Raw genomic sequence first — 19,451 nt, forward strand, 5'->3', positions numbered from 1 at the left:
GCGGGTCCGGTGAACCCTCCCGGCCGGACCCGTGCGCAACGAATCGCCGTCCGGTCCGGCGATCGCGCAACGGTTCGACGGTCGGTCCGCAACGCTCGCGCCTTGTCCCGGCCGAGCGGGGAAACGTACCGTTTCTGACGTCTCCCCCTCCACTCCGGACCTCCCGAGGATCGCCATGCCCGCGCTGCGCACCGCCCTGCTCCAGAGCTCCGGCGAGCCCGGTGACGTGGCCGCCAACCTCAAGCTCCTCGACGAGGCCGCCGCCCGCGCCGCCGCCGCCGGAGCGGGCCTGCTGCTCGCCCCCGAGCTGTTCCTCACCGGCTACGCCGTCGGCGACGACATGGCCCGCCTGGCCGAACCGGCCGACGGCCCCTCCGCCCGTGCCGTCGCGGCCGTCGCCCTCCGCCACGGCCTGGCCGTGGCCTACGGCTACCCGGAACGGAACACCGGGCACCACGACGTCCTCCACAACTCCGTGCTGCTCGTCGGCGCCGACGGCGTCCCGCTCGCCAACTACCGCAAGACCCACCTCTACGGCCCCTTCGAGCGGAAGTGGTTCACGCCCGGCGAGGGCGGCGTCGCGCAGGCGGAGGTCGGCGGCCTCACCGTCGGCCTGATGATCTGCTACGACGTCGAGTTCCCCGAGAACGTACGGGCCCACGCGCTGGCCGGAACGGACCTCCTCCTCGTGCCGACCGCGCTCATGCACCCGGCCCAGATCGTCGCCGAGTCCGTCGTCCCCGTGCGCGCCTTCGAGAACCAGCTCTACATCGCGTACGCGAACCGGACCGGCCCCGAGGGCGATTTCGAGTTCGTCGGCCTCTCCGTCCTCGCCGCCCCCGACGGCACCGCCCGGGCCCGCGCCGGACACGGTGAGGACCTGATCGTCGGCGAGGCCGACCCCGCGGTCCTGGCGGCCTCCCGCGAGCTGAACCCCTACCTCCGCGACCGCCGCCCGGACCTCTACGGCCCCCTGGTCTGAGCCGCTCCCGCCCCTCCTCCCGCCTCACCCTTTTTCCGTGCAAGGAGTCCGTACCCCATGACGTCCACGGTGCCCACCGCCGTCCAGCACACCGACGCGCAGCCGCCGATCACCATGTTCGGTCCGGACTTCCCGTACGCCTACGACGACTTCCTGGCCCACCCGGCCGGGCTCGGCCAGATACCGGCGACCGAGCACGGCACCGAGGTCGCGGTCATCGGCGGCGGCCTGTCGGGCGTCATCGCCGCGTACGAGCTGATGAAGATGGGCCTCAGGCCCGTCGTCTACGAGGCCGACAGGATCGGCGGACGGCTGCGGACCGTCGGCTTCGAGGGCGCCGGGACCGAGGGGCTCACCGCCGAGATGGGCGCCATGCGCTTCCCGCCCTCCTCGACCGCGCTCCAGCACTACATCGACCTGGTCGGCCTGGAGACCAGGCCCTTCCCGAACCCGCTCTCCGAGGCCACCCCGTCGACCGTGGTCGACCTCAAGGGCGAGTCCCACTACGCCGAGACCATCGAGGACCTGCCGCAGGTCTACCGCGACGTCGCCGCCGCCTGGGCCCGGTGCCTGGAGGAGGGCGCCGACTTCTCCGACATGAACACGGCCATGCGCGAGCGCGACGTCCCGCGCATCCGCGAGATCTGGTCGCAGCTGGTCGAGAAGCTCGACAACCAGACCTTCTACGGCTTCCTCTGCGAGTCGGAGGCCTTCAAGTCCTTCCGGCACCGCGAGATCTTCGGCCAGGTCGGCTTCGGCACCGGCGGCTGGGACACCGACTTCCCCAACTCCATCCTGGAGATCCTCCGCGTCGTCTACACCGAGGCCGACGACCACCACCGCGGCATCGTCGGCGGCTCGCAGCAGCTGCCGCTGCGCCTGTGGGAGCGCGAGCCGCAGAAGATCGTCCACTGGGCGCAGGGCACCTCGCTCAGCTCCCTGCACGGCGGCGACCCGAAGCCGGCCGTGACCCGGCTGAACCGGACCGCCGGCAACCGGATCACGGTCACCGACGCCTCCGGCGACATCCGGACGTACCGCGCGGCGATCTTCACCGCCCAGTCCTGGATGCTGCTCTCCAAGATCGCCTGCGACGACTCGCTCTTCCCGATCGACCACTGGACGGCGATCGAGCGCACCCACTACATGGAGAGCTCGAAGCTGTTCGTGCCGGTGGACCGGCCCTTCTGGCTCGACAAGGACGAGGACACGGGCAGGGACGTCATGTCGATGACGCTGACCGACCGGATGACCCGCGGCACGTACCTCCTGGACGACGGCCCCGACAAGCCCGCCGTCATCTGCCTGTCCTACACCTGGTGCGACGACAGCCTGAAGTGGCTGCCGCTGTCCGCGAACGAGCGGATGGAGGTCATGCTGAAGTCGCTCGGCGAGATCTACCCGAAGGTCGACATCCGGAAGCACATCATCGGCAACCCGGTGACGGTCTCCTGGGAGAACGAGCCCTACTTCATGGGCGCCTTCAAGGCCAACCTGCCGGGCCACTACCGCTACCAGCGGCGCCTGTTCACCCACTTCATGCAGGACCGGCTGCCCGAGGACAAGCGGGGCATCTTCCTCGCGGGCGACGACATCTCCTGGACGGCCGGCTGGGCCGAGGGCGCCGTCCAGACCGCGCTGAACGCGGTCTGGGGCGTGATGCACCACCTCGGCGGGGAGACCGACGCCACCAACCCGGGCCCGGGCGACGTCTACGACGAGATCGCCCCGGTCGAGCTGCCGGAGGACTGAGCCGTACGGCCCGGGACGGCTCCTCGCCGGCCGGGACGCCTCAGGGCCTGGTCAGGGGCGTGAGCAGCATCCGCCCCACCAGGCCCACCGAGCGGTCCAGGCGTTCCGTGAACTCCCCGGCCAGGCCGGGGAGTTCACGGAGCTGCCAGAGCGAGCGCGCCGCCAGCCAGGCCCCGTCCCTGGCGCGGTCCAGGCTCCAGCAGCCCAGCAGATGGGTGAGGGGGTCCGCCAGCTCCAGGAGGTCCGGTCCCGGCAGCAGCTCCTCCCGGATGCGCTCCTCCAGGAGGACGAGGACGTCGCCGATCCGGTCGAACTCGTCCTCCAGGTCGGCGGGCGCGCACCCCAGGTCCCGGCAGGCGTCGACGACGGCGAGCGCCAGGTCGTGGCCGACGTGGGCGTTGATCCCGGCCAGGGCGAACTGGAGCGGACGGACGCCGGGGTGGCGCCGGTAGCGGAAGAGGGGGCGCCAGCAGGCGGGCGCCGGGCCGCCGGTGGTGACGGCCTCGACCGCGGTGAGGTACCGCTCCGCGAACCGCGCGTCGAGGGCGGCGGCCCGCCGGTCCCCGAAGGCGCCCGCCGCGACGGCGTGGCCGATCTCCTCGGTGACGGTCAGGTACACCTGGTTGAAGACGGCGACCCCGTCGGCCGGGTGCCGGGCCGAGCGGATCGCCCTCATCCGGTCCACCGCGGGGTCGACCGCGAGGAAGGGGCCGATCTCCTGCCCGAGCTGCTGGGTCTGCGCCATGGGGGCAGGCTCCCAGTCGCCGGGCCCGCCGGGAGGTCCGCCGGGCCCGGCTTACCCAGAACGGGCGAATCACTCAGCTCTTCGGCGGCGGATTCCCGCCGGACGTGCTTCCCTTCCCGCGCGGAGCCGGGGCGTCCCCGTCCGGGCCGGCCGCTCCCTCGTACGAGCTGGTGCCGGAGTCGAGGAGCGGCTCCTGGTCCTTGAGGTGGGCGGGGGCGAAGGCCCTCAGCACGTGGTAGCCGGTGATGACGACGATCGTGCCGAGCGCGATGCCGCCCAGCTCGAAGGTGTCGGTGAAGGTCAGCTTCACGCCGCCGACGCCGATGATGATGCCGGCGGCGGCCGGGACCAGGTTGAGCGGGTTGCGCAGGTCGACCCCGGCGTTGATCCAGATCTGGGCGCCGAGCAGGCCGATCATGCCGTACAGGATCACCGTGATGCCGCCGAGGACACCGCCGGGGATGGCGGCGACGACCGCGCCGAACTTCGGGCAGAGGCCGAAGAGCAGCGCGAAGCCGGCGGCGGCCCAGTAGGCGGCGGTCGAGTAGACGCGGGTGGCGGCCATGACGCCGATGTTCTCGGAGTACGTGGTGTTCGGCGGGCCGCCCACGGCGGTCGACAGCATCGAGGCGGCGCCGTCGGCGGCGATGGCGGTCCCGAGCCTGTCGTCGAGGGAGTCGCCGGTCATCTCGCCGACGGCCTTGACGTGTCCGGCGTTCTCGGCGATCAGGGCGATGACCACGGGCAGCGCGACCAGGATCGCGGACCACTCGAAGCTCGGTCCGTGGAAGGAGGGCAGGCCGACCCAGTCGGCCTTCGAGACGCCGGAGAGGTCGAGCCGCCAGTGGTCGGTGACCTGCCCGGACGGCGACATCGAGTGGATCTTCCCGAAGACCAGGTCGAGCACCCAGGACAGGGCGTAGCCGAAGACCAGGCCCAGGAAGATCGCGATCCGGGACCAGAACCCGCGCAGGCAGACCACGGCCAGACCGGTGAACAGCATCACCAGGAGCGCCGTCCACTGGTCCTGCGGCCAGTAGGTGGACGCGGTGACCGGGGCCAGGTTGAAGCCGATCAGCATGACGACGGCGCCGGTCACGACCGGGGGCATCGCCGCGTGGATGATCCGCGCGCCGAACTTCCGGACCGCGAGGCCCGCCAGGAAGAGGACGGCGCCGACGACCAGGACCGCGCCGGTCACGGTGGCGCTGGTGCCGCCGGAGGCCCGGATGGCGGCGGCGACGCCGACGAAGGAGAGCGAGCAGCCCAGGTAGGAGGGGACCGTGCCGCGGGTCGCGAGCAGAAAGATCGCGGTGGCGACGCCGGACATCATGATCGCGAGGTTCGGGTCCAGGCCCATGAGCACCGGAGCGACGAACGACGCGCCGAACATCGCCACGACGTGCTGCGCGCCGAGTCCGACGGTCCGGGGCCAGGAGAGCCGTTCGTCCGGGCGGACGACGGCCCCCGGAGCGGGTGTTCTCCCGTCGCCGTGCAGGGTCCAGCGCACGCCGAGGTTCATGAGGTCGCTCCCGTTCTCCGGTTCCGGCGGTCGCGTCATGACCGCAAAAGATCAGCCACATGGTATGCGCGACCGCCGGCCCCGGGCGCCGGGAACGGACGCCGGCTCCGACCGCCGACCCCGACCGCCGGGGCCCGGGGCCGCCGTCAGGCGGCCGGACCCCCGCTCCTCACCGGGGCACCGCCCTCCGGGGATGCCGCCGGGGCCTTCCGGTCGGCGTTTCTGAGCACGCCCGCGCCCACGACCAGGCCGAACGCGAGCAGCGTGACCAGGCCGAAGGAGAAGACCAGCGAGGTCGCGTCGGCGATGCCGCCGATCGCGGAGGGGGCGATGAGCCCCGAGGTGTACGTGATGGTGGCGACTCCCGCGATGGCCTGGCTGGGGTTGGGGCCGCTGCGTCCGGCCGCCGCGAAGGCCAGCGGGACGACGACCGCGATCCCCAGCCCGATGAGACCGAATCCGGCCAGGGCGACGGCGACGTGCGGGGCGACGACGACCAGGAGGCCGCCGAGGGTGGCGACGGCGCCCCCGGCCCGTACGGTGCGGACCGCGCCGAAGCGGTCCACCACCCGGTCGCCGGCCAGCCGGGCCACGGCCATCGTCAGCGCGAAGGCGGTCGTCGAGGCGGCGGCGAGCCCGGCCGAGCTGCCCAGCTCGTCCCGCAGGTAGACGGCCGACCAGTCGAGGCTGGCCCCCTCCGCGAACACCCCGCAGAAGCCGATGGCGCCGATGACGAGGGCGGCCTTCGGCGGCAGCGAGAAGCGCGGCGGCGCCTCCTCCTCCGGGGCGCTGCGCACGTCGAGCACGCCCTGACAGGAGATCAGGCCGAGCGCGGTGAGGACGAGGGCGGCGATCAGGTGGTGCGGCCGGGCGTCGCCGCCGAGGTGGGCGGCGACCGTGCCGGCGGCGGAGCCGATCAGGGCGCCCACGCTCCACATGCCGTGCAGGCTCGACATGATGGACCGTCCGAGCCGGGCCTCGGTCTCGACGCCCAGCGCGTTCATCGCCACGTCGGACATGCCCGAGGTCGCGCCGTACACGAAGAGCGCGCCGCACAGTCCCCAGATGTTCGGGGCCAGCGACGGCAGGATCAGGGAGAGGGTCCACAGGGCGAGCAGGCCGCGCAGCGCCGGGCGGGCGCCGAAACGGTGGGAGACGGCCCCGGCCAGCGGCATCGCGACCGAGGCGCCGAGCGCGGGGAAGGCGAGCGCGAGGCCGAGCTGCCCGGCGCCGATGCCCGCGTGCTCCTGGATCCAGGGGATGCGGGTGGCGAAGCTGCCGGTGACCGCGCCGTGGACGCAGAAGACGGCGGCGACGGCGAAGCGCGCCCGCCGCAGGCGCTGGGTGCTGGTGACGGTCTCCGCCGCCATGGGCCCTCCCGGTGTCGTGGTGTGGCGCGTAAACTATCAGGGACCCTGCCTGATAAATAGTCCACAGGGGCCGGTTCCGTCACGGGAACGTCTGAGAGGATCGCCGCATGGCCGCATCCCCGAGCACCGCACGGGCCATCAACGACCGGCTCGCCCTGCGACTGCTCCAGGACGAGGGGCCGCTGACGGCCACTCAGCTCAAGACGCTCACCGGGCTCTCCCGCCCGACCGTCGCCGACCTCGTCGAGCGCCTCCGGGACTCCGGGCTCGTCCACGTCGTCGGCGAGGCGGGGGCCGAACGCCGCGGCCCCAACGCCAGGCTGTACGGGATCGTCGCGGGGCGCGCGCACCTCGCCGCCCTCGACGTGCGCACCCGCTCGGTCACCGTCGCCGTCGCCGACCTGCTCGGCACCACGCTCGCCGAGGCCTCCGCGCCCGTCGGGGACGACGGCGGCACCGGGCCGGCCGTGGAGAAGGCCGTCGCCCTCCTGGAGCGGACCGCGAAGGAGGCGGGCGTCGACGCGCTGCACAGCGTCGCGGTCGGCGCCCCCGGACTCATCGAGCCGGTCAGCGGCGAACTCCGCGACTCCACGGGACTGCCCGCCTGGCACCGGCGGCTCGTCGCCGTCCTCCAGGAACGGCTCCCCGCGCGCGTCCTGGTCGAGAACGAGACCAACCTCGCCGCCCTCGCGGAACTGCGCGAGGGCGCGGCCCGCGACCGCGAGGACTTCGTCCTGCTCTGGCTCGGCCAGGGCGTGGGCGCCGCCGTCGTCCTCGACGGGCGGCTGCGCCGGGGGGCCTCGGGCGGCGCGGGGGAGATCGGCTTCCTGCCGGTGCCGGGCACCACCGGGCTCCCCTCGGCCACCGGCTGCGACGGCGGCTTCCACGAACTGGCCTGCGCCGCGGCCGTCGGGAAGCTCGCCCGGGAGCACGGTCTCGCCCCCGGGGACCGCGCGGCCGCGCTCGCCTCCGGCCCCGAACCCTTCCTGGACGCCGTCGCCCGACGTCTCGCCGTCGGCGCGGCGGCCGTGGCCTCGGTCCTCGACCCCGGCTGCGTCGTCCTCGGGGGCGAGACCGGCCACAGCGGGGGAGCGGCCCTGGCGGCCAGGGTGGAGGCGGAACTCGCCGTCCTCTCGCCGCTGCGCACCGAGGTCAGGGCCACCGCCCTCGGGGACGCGGCCGTCCTGCGCGGGGCTCTCCTCACGGCCCGGGACGCGGCCCAGGAGGACCTGTTCCCGTAGGGGAGGGGGCTCTTCCGCCGTGGGTACGGCCCGGAAAAACCGCCGCGCCCCGCCCCCGTACGGGGAGGCGCGGCGCGGCGGGTGTGCGGGCCCGGCGGCGGCAAGGGCCGTGGTTCTCCGCCGCCGGGGTTCCTTCAGGGCGTGGGGATCAGCAGGCGCCGAGGTCCTTCCAGACGCCCCACTCGCCGGTCGTGCCCGGCTCCTGGTTCTGGGTCCACCACTGGGCCTTCCACGTGTGGCCCTTGTGGGAGACCTCGTTGCCCGCGTTGTAGACCGTGCCGGCCGCGTACGCCGGGGCGGTGCAGCCGGTGGGCGGGGTGGTCGGGGGCGTGGTGGGCGGGGTGGTGCCGGAGCCCGGCTCGACGACCGTCGTGCCGCGCGCCAGGTCGCCGGCGAGGGCGTAGGCCGTGCCGCCGATGGTCACCGTCCAGTTGGAGGGGGTGGACACCGGCAGGTAGTAGTTGAACGACAGGTCGACCGTCGCGCCCGGGGCCAGCGTCTGCCAGGCCGGGAGCTTCAGCGAGACGCGGTGGAAGTCGCCCTTCAGGCCGCCGGCGTTGCCGCCGGTGTGGTCGCTGCTGATCACCTTGGTGCCGAAGCCCGACTGGTCGGAGGCGTTGGCCGGGGCGGCGGTGGAGTAGTCGAACTGGAACTCCGTGCCGCCGGGGAGGGTGGCCGAGGTGTTGTTGGTGATCCTCAGCTTGGGCGTGATCGGGTAGTTGGAGTCGCCCAGCTTGAACTCGGTGAAGTCCACCGCGATGTCGACCGCCTTGGCGGGCAGCGCCTTGTTGGACTTCTTCGCGCCGTACGGGGCGGCGGTCCTGAACTTCTCGTACATCAGCGAGGTGAGGGTGGAGCCCGCCTCGTACTGGCCCTTGGCCGCGTTCCAGGCGTAGTCGCCGGCCATCTCCCAGACCATGGTGCCGCCGATGCCGCGGGCGGCCACGTAGTCCGCCTTCGCGGCCACCGACTGCTCGTCCTCGGTGGAGAGGAAGACCTTCTTCTCCGCGTTCCACAGCCACGGCGCGACCAGGGACGCGTCGTACTTGCGGGCGTAGGTGCCCGTCAGCCGGGTGTTCGCGGGGAAGCCGTACTGGGTGACGTAGTCGCCGACGATCCCCTTCTCCAGGTTCTTGGCGTGCCACATCGGGTTGGAGCCCGCCGGGGACTCGACGCCGTTGTCGTCCTTGTCGTGCCAGAGGTTGTCGATGCCGACGGCCCCGTCGCCGCACTTGGTCAGGCCGGAGCCCGCCGGGCAGGAGGAGGCGGCGGCCCTGCCCCACAGCCCGTCCGTGCCGCCCTGCACGTTCTTGTGGCCGCGGGTGTAGTACGGCAGGCCGATGTTGATGCGGCCGGCCGGCATGGAGCCGCGGAAGTAGTGGTACGCCCAGTCGGTGTTCAGGTAGCCGATGCCGCCGTACTGCGCGCTGCCGTAGACGTTCGCGGCGGCCAGCTCGGCGTCCTTGCCGTCGTCGAAGAGGGAGGCGTTCGGGCCGACGTACTCGTTCCAGGCGCCGTGCAGGTCGTACGACATGATGTTGACGTAGTCCAGGTACTTCTGGACCTGGAAGGTCTCCATGCCGCGCAGCAGGTAGCCGGAGGAGGGGGCGGCGACGGTCAGCAGGTAGTGCCTGCCGTCGGCGGCGCCGGCCCGGTCCAGCTTCTCGCGCAGGGTCTTCATCAGGGCCGCGTAGCCCTTGTTGAGGCCCGCGCGGCGGGCGTTGGAGATCGGGAAGTCGGCCGGGTGGCCGGCGTCCTTCATCGACGTCGGGTACTCGTAGTCGATGTCGACGCCGTTGAAGCCGTACTTCTTGACGAACGCCACGGCGGAGTCGGCGAAGGTGTTGATGCCCGCCTGGTTCACGGAGCCGTCCGCGTGGGTGGCCATCGTGTAGAAGCCGCCGGAGCCGACCCGCTTGCCGCTCTCGTCGAAGTAGCCGCCGGTCTCCGCCCAGCCGCCGACCGAGATGAGCGTCTTGACGTCCGGGTGCTGCTTCTTGAACTTGTTGAGCTGGTTGAAGTGGCCCTTGTAGGGGAACGCCGGGTCCATCTCGGCGCCGGCGACGCCGGGCCAGGTCATGCCGGTCGCCGCGTTGTCCGGGCCGTCGGCGCCCACGGACACCTTGTTGGCCGCGTCCACGTGCGCGAAGGCGTAGTTGATGTGGGTGATCTTGTCCCACGGGATGTCGTCGGCGAGGTAGGCGTCCTGGCCGTTCTTGCCGGTGCGCCAGCCGGTGAAGTAGCCGATGACCCGGCGCTGGTGGTCCGCGCCCATCTTCTCGCGGCCCTCGGCGTCGTAGACCGAGCAGTAGGGGACGTCGACGCCGGGCGTCCTGTAGAGCCCGTCGGGGCGGCAGGACTCGTTGTCGGCGGCGTACGAGACGCCGCCGGAGAGCGAGCTGAGCAGCAGCCCGGCGACGGCCGCGCCGGACGCGAGCAGCGAGGCTCTCTTCGTCGTGGGGGACAGCACGATCGGTTCCTCCTGGGGAGGTGGGGAGAACACAACGAACAGGGGGGTGGGTCGTGTGGGGCCCGTGGAGTGCGCACGCCGACGAACCGGTGCCTCGAAGGTGACACGGAGATTAAGAGGACTAGACCAGTGAGTCAATAGGTCCGTACCAAAGAGGGTGACCGTGGAGCTCTGTGAGCGGGCCCACAGGGGACTCCCCGCGCCGCCGCCACGGGTCGTGGCACACTGGCCCTGTATCAGCAGCAGCGCACTCCGGGGTCGGTGCAATTCCGAACCGGCGGTATAGTCCGCGACCCGTCCGCAGCCAGCGGCCGGTTGACCAGGTGAGATTCCTGGACCGACGGTGAAAGTCCGGATGGGAGGCAGTGCGCGGCGGGCGACCCCTGTCAGGGGTGTGCCGGCCGTACGTCCACCGTTCGCCGTTCCCGGCGAACCGGGACCTCCGGCCCCGGCGCACCCGTGCGAGGCGATCCACCCGCTCCCTGTCGTCACCGACAGGCCCCGGAGTCCGTGCCCGAAGAGGCAGGAGGACCCGGTGGACCGGCAGGCCGACACCACCGCCATGCGACGCGCCGTCGAGCTCGCCGCCCGCGCCCTCGGCGCCACCAGCCCCAACCCCGTCGTCGGCTGCGTCGTCACCGACGCCTCCGGCCACCGGGTCGGAGAGGGGTACCACCGGCGCGCCGGCGGCCCGCACGCCGAGATCCACGCCCTGCGCGAGGCCGGCGTCCTGGCCCGCGGCGGCACCGCCTACGTCACCCTCGAACCCTGCGACCACACCGGCCGCACCGGGCCCTGTTCCCGGGCCCTGATCGAGGCCGGGATCCGCCGCGTCGTGTACGCGGTCGGCGACCCGGACCCGCGGGCCACCGGCGGCGCCGGGACCCTGCGCGCCGCCGGCGTCGAGGTCGAGCGGGGACTCCTGGCGGACGAGGCCGAGGCGGGCAACATCGCCTGGCTCACCTCCGTGCGCCGGGGCCGCCCCTTCGTCCGCTGGAAGTACGCCGCCACCCTCGACGGCCGGGTCGCCGCCGCCGACGGCACCTCCCGCTGGATCACCTCCGCCGAGTCCCGCGCCGACGTCCACCGGCTGCGCGCCGAGGCCGACGCCGTCGTGGCCGGCGGCGGAACCCTGCGCGCGGACGACCCGCACCTCGCCGCCCGGGGCGTCGACGGCGCGACCCAGCCGCTGCGGGTCGTCCTCGACACCCGCGCCGCGCTCCCGCCGACCGCCCGCGTCCTGGACGACGCCGCGCCCACCCTGGTCGTCGTCGGCGAGGACGCCGACACCCGGCACCTGCCCGGCGCCGAACTGCTCCGGCTGCCCCTGCGCGACGGCCGCTTCGGCGTGCGCGACCTGCTCGACCGGCTCCACGCCCGCGGCGTCCGCTCCGTCCTCCTCGAAGGCGGCCCCACCCTCGCGGGCTCCTTCGTCGCCGCGGGTGCCGTCGACCAGGTCGTCGGCTACCTCGCCCCCGTCCTCCTCGGCGCGGGCCCGCACGCCCTCGCCGACGCCGGGATCGGCACCCTCACCGAAGCGCTGCGGCTCGACGTCACCGAGACCGTGCGCGTCGGCCCCGACCTCCGCATCACCGCCACCCCCAAGGGAGCCTGACCGTGTTCACCGGAATCGTCGAAGAACTGGGCGAGGTCGTCGCCGTCGAACGGCTGGCGGACGCCTCCCGCTTCCGACTGCGCGGCCCCCTCGTCACCGGGGGCGCCCGGCACGGCGACTCCATCGCCGTCAACGGCGTCTGCCTCACCGTCGTGGAGCACGGCGACGGCGAGTTCACCGCCGACGTCATGGCCGAGACCCTCAAGAGGTCCAGTCTCGGCGCCCTCGGCGTCGGCTCCCGCGTCAACCTGGAACGGCCCATGGCCGTCGGCGACCGCCTCGGCGGCCACATCGTCCAGGGACACGTCGACGGCACCGGCACCATTCTCGGCCGGACCCCGTCCGAGCACTGGGAACTGGTCGAGATCGGCCTCCCGGCCCACCTTTCCCGCTACGTCGTGGAGAAGGGCTCGATCACGGTCGACGGCGTCAGCCTCACCGTCGTCGAGGCCGGCGACGACCGGTTCACCGTCAGCCTCATCCCCACCACCCTCGACCTGACCACGCTCGGCATCAAGCGGAGCGGCGACCCGGTCAACCTCGAAGTGGACGTCATCGCCAAGTACGTCGAGCGGCTGCTCGGCCCGAACGCCCGGGAGAACGTCAAGTGAACTGGCTCAACTCCGAGGCGTTCACCGTCCTCGACCAGCGCATCATCTGGTCCGACATGATCGGCAACGTCTTCGGGCTCGCCGCCCTGGCACTCGGCTGGCGCCGCTCCGTCTGGACCTGGCCCGTGCAGTTCCTCGCCGGCCTCGTCCTCTTCGTCGCCTTCTACGGCCACCTCGCCGGCAGCGCGGGCAAGCAGGTCGTCGTCGTGCTCGTGGCGCTCTACGGCTGGTGGCAGTGGCGGCGCGGGAAGGACCAGGGGACGGACGGCCACATCACCGTGCGCTTCGCCACCTGGCGCGAGCGCGGCGCCATGGTCGCCGCGGCGGCCGCCGGCACCGTCGCGGTGGCCCTGCTCTTCAAGGCCTTCCCGACCCTGTCCTGGGACCCCTGGCCGGACGCGTACATCTTCGTCGGCACCGTCGTCGCCATGTACGCCCAGGCCCGGGGCATGGTCGAGTTCTGGTTCGCCTGGCTCCTCGTCGACCTGGTCGGCGTCCCGCTGAACTTCGCCAACGGCTACGCCTTCTCCGGCTTCGTCTACGTCGTCTACGGCGCGCTCGTCCTGTGGGGCATGCGCGACTGGTGGCTCCGCTCCCGCACCGTCCCCGCTCCGGAAGGAGCCCACGCATGAGTGCCCTCCCGATCCGGGACGCCGAGGACCTCCTCCTCGACCCCGTCGAGCAGGCCGTCCGGGACATCGCCGCGGGCCGGCCCGTCGTCGTCGTGGACGACGAGGACCGCGAGAACGAGGGCGACCTCGTCATCGCCGCCGAGAAGGCCACCCCCGAGATCGTCGCCTTCATGATGAGCGAGTGCCGCGGCCTGATCTGCGCGCCCATGGAGGACGGGGAACTGGAACGCCTCCGGCTCCCGCAGATGGTCGAGGACAACACCGAGTCGATGCGCACGGCCTTCACCGTCTCCGTCGACGCGTCCCCCGCCCACGGCGTCACCACCGGCATCTCCGCCGCCGACCGCGCCACCACCCTGCGGATGCTGGCGAGCGGCCGCCACGAGCCCTCCGACTTCGTCCGCCCCGGACACGTCTTCCCGCTGCGCGCCAGGCCCGGCGGCGTCCTCGCCCGCGACGGCCACACCGAGGCGGCCGTCGACCTCGCCCGCCTCGCCGGACTGCGCCCGGCGGGCGCGATCGTCGAGATCGCCGGCGAGGACGGCGTGATGCTGCGCCTGCCCGAACTGGTCCCCTTCGCCCGCAAGCACGGACTCACGATCATCTCCATCGAGGACCTGATCGCCTACCGCCGCTCCGCGGAGCCGACCGTCCGCCGCGAGGCCGAGGTCCACCTCCCCACCGCGCACGGCGACTTCACCGCGTACGGCTACCGCTCCACCGTCGACGGCGTCGAACACGTCGCCCTCGTCCACGGCGAGATCGGCGACGGCCGGGACGTCCTCGTACGGGTCCACTCCGAGTGCCTCACCGGCGACGTCTTCCACTCGCTGCGCTGCGACTGCGGCCCCCAGCTCCAGGCCTCCATGGACCGGATCACCGCGGCCGGGCGCGGGGTCGTCGTCTACCTGCGCGGCCACGAGGGGCGCGGCATCGGCCTGCTGTCCAAACTGCGCGCGTACGAGCTCCAGGAGCAGGGCCGCGACACCCTCGACGCCAACCTGGAACTCGGGCTCCCCGCCGACGCCCGCGACTACGCGGCCGGCGCGCGGATCCTCGCCGACCTCGGCGTCCGCAGCCTGCGCCTGATGACCAACAACCCCGACAAGATCGACGCCCTCACCCGGCACGGCCTCACCGTCGAGGGCCGCGAGCCCATGCCGGTCACGGCCGGCGAGCACAACCTCCGCTACCTGCGCACCAAGCGGGACCGGATGGGCCACGACCTGCCCTGGCTGGACGGCTCCCCGGCCCCCACCTGCGGCAACCAGTAATCCCCCCTGCTTTCCCCACGGTTCAGTACGGTTCACTACGGTTCAAGGAGAGACATGAGCGGCAAGGGCGCACCCGTCCTCAGCGTGAAGAACTGCGGCGACCTCCGGGTCGCGGTCGTCGCGGCCCAGTGGCACGAGAAGATCATGGACGGTCTCGTCGACGGCGCCCTGCGCGCCCTGAGCGAGCTGGGCATCGACGAGCCGACCCTGCTCCGCGTCCCCGGCAGCTTCGAGCTCCCGGTCGTGGCGAAGGTCCTCGCCGGGCGCGGCTACGATGCCGTCGTGGCCCTCGGCGTCGTCATCCGCGGCGGAACCCCGCACTTCGAGTACGTGTGCCAGGGCGTCACCCACGGCCTCACCCAGGTCTCGATCGACACCGGCGTACCCGTCGGATTCGGCGTCCTCACCGTCGACAACGAGGAACAGGCCCTCGACCGGGCCGGCCTCGAGGGCTCCTCCGAGGACAAGGGCCACGAGGCCGTCACCGCCGCCGTCGCCACCGCCACCACGCTGCGCACGGTCAGCGAACCCTGGCGCTGAGTGCGCGACCCCCACCCCGTACTCTTAGGACCATCATGGCGAACACACCCTCAAAGAGTTTCGAAGAGCTCTTCGCCGAGCTCAAGCTCAAGGCCGAGACCGGCGACCCGGCCACCTCCCGCACCGCGGAACTGGTGGACAAGGGCGTCCACGCCATCGGCAAGAAGGTCGTCGAAGAGGCCGCCGAGGTCTGGATGGCCGCCGAGTACGAGGGCAAGGAAGCCGCCGCCGAGGAGATCTCGCAGCTGCTGTACCACGTCCAGGTGATGATGGTCGCCCGCGGGATCTCGCTCGACGACGTCTACGCCCACCTCTGAGCACGACTCTTCCGGTCTCCCCACCACTCCCAGGCAAAGGAAGCCCACCCCATGCTGCGCATCGCCGTCCCCAACAAGGGTTCCCTCTCCGGACCTGCGTCGGCCATGCTCCATGAGGCGGGCTACCGCCAGCGCAAGGAGTCCAAGGAACTGGTGGTCGTCGACCCCGGCAACGAGGTCGAGTTCTTCTACCTGCGCCCGAAGGACATCGCGATCTACGTCGCCTCCGGCAAGCTGGACATCGGCATCACCGGCCGCGACCTGCTCCTGGACTCCGGCGCCGACGCCGAGGAGATCCTCCCCCTGAACTTCGGGCGCTCCACCTTCCGGTACGCCACCCGCCCGGGCACCGCGAAGGGCCCCGAGGACTTCGGCGGCATGACGATCGCGACCTCCTACGAGGGCATCGTCGCCCGGCACCTCGCCGACCAGGGGATCGACGCCTCCGTCGTGCACCTGGACGGCGCGGTCGAGACCGCGATCCAGCTCGGCGTCGCCCAGGTCATCGCGGACGTCGTGGAGACCGGCACCAGCCTGCGCAACGCCGGCCTGGAGGTCGTCGGCGAGCCGATCCTCACCTCCGAGGCCGTCGTCGTCCGCCGCCGGGGCGCCGCGGACGACCACCCGCAGGTCCAGCAGTTCCTCCGCCGCCTCCAGGGCGTCCTCGTCGCCCGCTCGTACGTGATGATGGACTACGACTGCCGCGCCGAGCACCTGGAGCAGGCCGTCGCCCTCACCCCCGGCCTGGAGTCGCCCACCGTCTCCCCGCTGCACAACGAGGGCTGGGTCGCCGTCCGCGCGATGGTCCCCGCCAAGGACGCGCAGCGGATCATGGACGACCTGTACGAGCTGGGCGCCCGCGCCATCCTCACCACCGCCATCCACGCCTGCCGTCTCTGACGGCCCGAACCGCACGCCCGCCGGCACCACCAGGCATCGAGGAACCCCCATGTCGCAGCCCACGACGCCCGCCCTCCCGGTCACCTTCCGCCCCGGCCGCACCAGGGCGGTCCTGCTGACCGTGGGGCTGGCGATGTTCGCCGCCATCACCCTCGTGGCGATGATGCTGGAGCGGCTGGGGCCCGGCGAGCGCGCCAGCTTCGTCTTCACCGCCGCGCTCTTCCTGGGCGTCCTCGTCCTGCTGAGCCGGCCCAAGGTCGTCGCCGACGACGAGGGCGTCACGGTCGTCAACATCACCCGGACCAGGCGGCTCGCCTGGGCGGAGATCCTTCGCGTCAACCTCCGTCCCGGCGACCCGTGGGTCTTCCTCGACCTGAGCGACGGCACCAGCCTGCCCGCGCTCGGCATCCAGCCCGGCATCGCCAAGGAGTCGGCCATCCGGGACGCCCGCGCCCTGCGGGCCCTGGCCGAGAGCCACGGGACGGGCACGGAGCGGAGCTGACCCCGGGCCCGGGGTGGAGCTGACCCCGGGCCCGGGGACGCGGCTCCGGGGCGCCGGAGCCGGGATTCCGTCCGGTACGGCACCGGGGCGGCGCTCACCGCGCCTCCCGCCCGGACGGTGCGGGTTTCCGTCCGGGTACGGCACCGGGGTTCCCCGGAGGAACGCCGGAGTCCGGCCCCCGCCCTTCCCCGGAGGAACATCGGGGTCCGGCCCCCGTTCTTCCCCCATCCGGAGCCGACCCCCTGCCCTTCCGGGCGCTCGCTTGACTACTCTGGAAGCGGTGGTGCCGAGCGCACCACCGCCTCGCGTGCGCAGGGCCGCCGTCGCGGCCCGCGAGGCCTCCCTACGACCCGAGGAGTGACTCCCTCCAGCAATGGACGGACCGTCCGGTAGTACCCGCGCCGCCCTCTTCCAGGAGGCGGCGGCATGATCGTCTCCCTTCTGCTGCTCGCCGCGGCCTTCCTCCTGATCCTCGCCAACGGCTTCTTCGTGGCCGCCGAGTTCGGTCTCGTGACCGTCGAGCGCGCCGAGGCCGAGCGCGCCGCGGCCGCCGGCGACCGGCGCGCCCGCGCCGTCGTCACCGCGCTGCGCGAGCTGTCCTTCCAGCTCTCCGGCACCCAGCTCGGCATCACCCTCACCTCCCTCGTCGTCGGCATGCTCGCCGAGCCCGCGCTCGCCGGACTGCTGCACGGGCCGCTCGCCGCGACCGGACTGCCCCGGGGGGCCGTCTCCGCGGTGTCGGTGGTGATCGGCATGCTCCTCGCCTCCGCCCTCCAGATGGTGGTCGGCGAGCTGGTGCCGAAGAACTGGGCGGTCTCCCGGCCGCTCCAGGTGGCCCGTTTCGTGGCCACCCCGCAGCGCCGCTTCTCCGCCCTCTTCCGGCCGGTGATCGCCCTGCTCAACCGGGTCGCCAACCGTCTCGTCCGGCTCCTGGGCGTCGAACCCACCGATGAGCTGGACTCGGTCCGCACCCCCGGCGAGCTGGTCTCCCTGGCCCGGCACTCCGCCCGGGCCGGCGCGCTCGAACAGGACACCGCCGACCTCTTCGTGCGGACCCTGTCCCTCGGCGGCCTCACCGCCGGGCGGGTCATGACCCCGCGCGTGAAGGTGAGCGCCCTCCAGTGGGACGCCACCGCGGCCGACGTCCTCAACCTCACCCGGGCCACCGGCCTCTCGCGCTTCCCGGTCTACCGCGACCGCATCGACGAGATCGTCGGCATGGTCCACCTCAAGGACGCGCTCGCCGTCGCCCCGCACGCCCGGCTGCGCACCCCCGTCGGCCGGATCGCGGTCCCGCCGCTCCTCGTCCCCGAGACGCTGCCCGCCCAGACGCTCCTGGAGCGCCTGCGCCGCGAGCAGCCGATCGCGGTGGTCGTCGACGAGTACGGCGGCACCGCCGGCGTCGTCACCCTGGAGGACATCGTCGAGGAACTGGTCGGCGAGGTCCGCGACGAGCACGACACCGCGGCCGACGGGCGGCCCGAGCTGGTCGCCGTCCCCGCCGAGGACGGCCGTCCCGCCTGGGACGCCGACGGCTCCTGCCGGGTCCACACCCTGTGCCGGATGGGCCTCGACGTGCCCGACGGGCCGTACGAGACCGTCGCCGGGCTCGTCGCCGACCTCCTCGGGCGCATCCCCGTCCCCGGGGACCGGGTCGAGCTCCCCGGCTGGCTGCTCACGGTCCACCGCGTCGACCACTACCGCGCCGAGCACGTGCGGATCGTCCGGACGGACGCGGTCCCGCACCCGGCCCCGGTCCCGGACGGCGGGACGGCGGCCGGCACGGCAGCGGCCCCCTCCTCCGCCGCACTGGTCGCGGAGGGCGTCCGATGAGCACCCTCCCCCTCCTCCTCGCCGTCCTGCTGGTCCTCGCCAACGGCTTCTTCGTCGGGGCCGAGTTCGCGCTCGTCTCCGTACGGCGCAGCCAGATCGAACCGCTTCCCGGTGCCCGGGCCAAGCAGGTCCTGCACGGCCTGGAGAACCTGCCGCAGATGATGGCGGCCGCCCAGTTCGGCATCACCGTCTGCTCGCTGACGCTCGGCGCCGTCGCCGAACCGACCGTCGCCCGGCTGCTCGAACCGGTCTTCCACGCGGTCGGCGTCCCCGAGGGACTGATCCATCCCCTCGGCTACGTCATCGCCCTCGCCGCCGTCGTCTTCCTCCACCTCGTCATCGGCGAGATGGTGCCGAAGAACCTGGCGATGGCGGCGCCCGAACGGACCGCGCTCTGGCTGGCCCCGGCCCTGGTCGGCTTCGCCCGGCTCTGCCGGCCCGTGACGGCGGCCCTGGGCGCCTGCGCCCGGCTGGTCCTGCGGGCGTTCGCGGTCGAACCGAAGGACGAGGTGGAGGCGGTCTTCACCAGCGCCCAGCTCGGCCGTCTCGTGGAGGACGCCGGACAGGCCGGTCTGCTCGACCCGGCCGAACAGGAGCGCCTGGAGGACGCGCTCGAACTGGGCAGCCGCCCCGTGACGGACGTCCTCCTCGCGTCCGCCTCCCTGGTCACGGTCCCGCCCTCGGTCACCCCCCGGGAGGTCGAGGAGCTGACCGTACGGACCGGATACTCGCGCTTCCCGGTCCGCGCCGAGGAGCACGGCGCCTTCCTGGGCTTCGTGCACGTGAAGGACGTCCTCGACCTGGAGGAGCGGGAGGGGGCCGTGCCGCGGCGCCTGTGGCGGCCGATGGCCACCCTCCGCGCCGACGTGCCGCTGGACGACGCCCTCACCGTGATGCGCCGCGCCGCGACCCATCTGGCGCAGGTCGCGGACGGCACCGGCACCGTCCTCGGGCTCGTCGCCCTGGAGGACGTCCTGGAGACGCTGGTGGGGGAGGTCCGCGACCCCGCCCACCGCGTGGGCCCGCCGCCCTCCCCGGTCTCCTCGCGGGGCGCGGCACCCTCCCCGGCCGCCGTGCGCGGGTAGCGCTCCGGGCCCCGTTCCCGGCCGCCCGGCGCGGCCCGGGGTTCCGGCGGCCCCGTCCCG

At 73.0% G+C, this 19,451-nt stretch carries 17 protein-coding genes and 1 riboswitch; of the genes, 13 read left to right on the forward strand and 4 right to left on the reverse strand.

Translation table 11 applies throughout. The annotated features are described in order from the left end of the window. Positions 1–175 precede the first annotated feature (175 nt). Positions 176–982, forward strand: a complete 807-nt coding sequence (locus ACZ3IL_RS17495) for a carbon-nitrogen hydrolase family protein (RefSeq protein ID WP_467391265.1) — start codon at positions 176–178, stop codon at positions 980–982. 57 nt (positions 983–1,039) lie between these two features. Continuing rightward, the gene (locus ACZ3IL_RS17500) at positions 1,040–2,734 is read left to right on the forward strand and encodes a flavin monoamine oxidase family protein (protein ID WP_467391267.1); all 1,695 of its coding nucleotides are present in this window, start codon (positions 1,040–1,042) and stop codon (positions 2,732–2,734) included. A gap of 40 nt (positions 2,735–2,774) precedes the next feature. Here the strand turns inward: ACZ3IL_RS17500 and ACZ3IL_RS17505 are convergent, their stop codons facing one another. The 3 genes from ACZ3IL_RS17505 to ACZ3IL_RS17515 form a co-directional block, all read right to left on the reverse strand. Next, the gene (locus ACZ3IL_RS17505; protein ID WP_467391269.1) at positions 2,775–3,479 is read right to left on the reverse strand and encodes a DUF5995 family protein; all 705 of its coding nucleotides are present in this window, start codon (positions 3,477–3,479) and stop codon (positions 2,775–2,777) included. A gap of 73 nt (positions 3,480–3,552) precedes the next feature. Beyond that, on the reverse strand, positions 3,553–5,001 hold the full coding sequence (locus tag ACZ3IL_RS17510) for a uracil-xanthine permease family protein (protein WP_467391349.1): 1,449 nt from the start codon (positions 4,999–5,001) through the stop codon (positions 3,553–3,555). A 146-nt stretch (positions 5,002–5,147) separates the two neighbouring features. Next, positions 5,148–6,371: an MFS transporter gene (locus tag ACZ3IL_RS17515; protein WP_467391271.1), complete on the reverse strand. Its 1,224-nt coding sequence runs from the start codon at positions 6,369–6,371 to the stop codon at positions 5,148–5,150. A gap of 107 nt (positions 6,372–6,478) precedes the next feature. On the opposite strand from ACZ3IL_RS17515, the gene ACZ3IL_RS17520 reads away from it, so the two are divergent. Further along, complete coding sequence (locus ACZ3IL_RS17520) at positions 6,479–7,612, forward strand: ROK family transcriptional regulator (RefSeq protein ID WP_467391273.1); 1,134 nt, start codon at positions 6,479–6,481, stop codon at positions 7,610–7,612. Between the two features lie 148 nt (positions 7,613–7,760). On the opposite strand, the gene ACZ3IL_RS17525 is transcribed toward ACZ3IL_RS17520, so the two are convergent. Next, positions 7,761–10,082, reverse strand: coding sequence for a chitinase C-terminal domain-containing protein (locus ACZ3IL_RS17525; protein ID WP_467391275.1), 2,322 nt, complete (start codon positions 10,080–10,082; stop codon positions 7,761–7,763). 243 nt (positions 10,083–10,325) lie between these two features. Then, positions 10,326–10,455, forward strand: a riboswitch (FMN riboswitch). A 162-nt stretch (positions 10,456–10,617) separates the two neighbouring features. On the opposite strand from ACZ3IL_RS17525, the gene ribD reads away from it, so the two are divergent. The 10 genes from ribD to ACZ3IL_RS17575 all read left to right on the forward strand — a co-directional run bounded on the left by ribD (position 10,618) and on the right by ACZ3IL_RS17575 (position 19,391). Beyond that, a complete protein-coding gene (ribD, locus tag ACZ3IL_RS17530; RefSeq protein WP_467391277.1) occupies positions 10,618–11,697 on the forward strand; it encodes a bifunctional diaminohydroxyphosphoribosylaminopyrimidine deaminase/5-amino-6-(5-phosphoribosylamino)uracil reductase RibD in 1,080 nt (359 codons plus the stop codon). A 2-nt stretch (positions 11,698–11,699) separates the two neighbouring features. Further along, positions 11,700–12,308, forward strand: a complete 609-nt coding sequence (locus ACZ3IL_RS17535; protein ID WP_467391279.1) for a riboflavin synthase — start codon at positions 11,700–11,702, stop codon at positions 12,306–12,308. Continuing rightward, positions 12,305–12,940 carry a nicotinamide mononucleotide transporter family protein gene (locus ACZ3IL_RS17540; protein WP_467391280.1) on the forward strand — a complete coding sequence of 212 codons (636 nt, stop codon included), beginning with the start codon at positions 12,305–12,307 and terminating at the stop codon, positions 12,938–12,940. Before ACZ3IL_RS17535 ends, ACZ3IL_RS17540 begins: the two co-directional genes overlap by 4 nt. Further along, complete coding sequence (locus ACZ3IL_RS17545) at positions 12,937–14,214, forward strand: bifunctional 3,4-dihydroxy-2-butanone-4-phosphate synthase/GTP cyclohydrolase II (RefSeq protein WP_467391282.1); 1,278 nt, start codon at positions 12,937–12,939, stop codon at positions 14,212–14,214. The genes ACZ3IL_RS17540 and ACZ3IL_RS17545 overlap by 4 nt, the downstream gene beginning before the upstream one ends. A gap of 54 nt (positions 14,215–14,268) precedes the next feature. Continuing rightward, positions 14,269–14,754: a 6,7-dimethyl-8-ribityllumazine synthase gene (ribH, locus tag ACZ3IL_RS17550; protein WP_388698615.1), complete on the forward strand. Its 486-nt coding sequence runs from the start codon at positions 14,269–14,271 to the stop codon at positions 14,752–14,754. A gap of 35 nt (positions 14,755–14,789) precedes the next feature. Further along, positions 14,790–15,071, forward strand: a complete 282-nt coding sequence (locus ACZ3IL_RS17555) for a phosphoribosyl-ATP diphosphatase (protein WP_467391284.1) — start codon at positions 14,790–14,792, stop codon at positions 15,069–15,071. A gap of 51 nt (positions 15,072–15,122) precedes the next feature. Then, the gene (hisG, locus tag ACZ3IL_RS17560; RefSeq protein ID WP_467391286.1) at positions 15,123–15,971 is read left to right on the forward strand and encodes an ATP phosphoribosyltransferase; all 849 of its coding nucleotides are present in this window, start codon (positions 15,123–15,125) and stop codon (positions 15,969–15,971) included. Positions 15,972–16,020: 49 nt separating this feature from the next. Then, entirely contained in the window at positions 16,021–16,473 is a 453-nt protein-coding gene (locus ACZ3IL_RS17565) for a PH domain-containing protein (RefSeq protein ID WP_467391287.1), read from the forward strand. 426 nt (positions 16,474–16,899) lie between these two features. Further along, entirely contained in the window at positions 16,900–18,306 is a 1,407-nt protein-coding gene (locus ACZ3IL_RS17570) for a hemolysin family protein (RefSeq protein ID WP_467391288.1), read from the forward strand. Then, the gene (locus ACZ3IL_RS17575; RefSeq protein ID WP_467391289.1) at positions 18,303–19,391 is read left to right on the forward strand and encodes a hemolysin family protein; all 1,089 of its coding nucleotides are present in this window, start codon (positions 18,303–18,305) and stop codon (positions 19,389–19,391) included. The genes ACZ3IL_RS17570 and ACZ3IL_RS17575 overlap by 4 nt, the downstream gene beginning before the upstream one ends. Positions 19,392–19,451: the final 60 nt, after the last annotated feature.

The sequence above is a fragment of the Streptomyces sp. NPDC014907 genome, assembly GCF_055562975.1.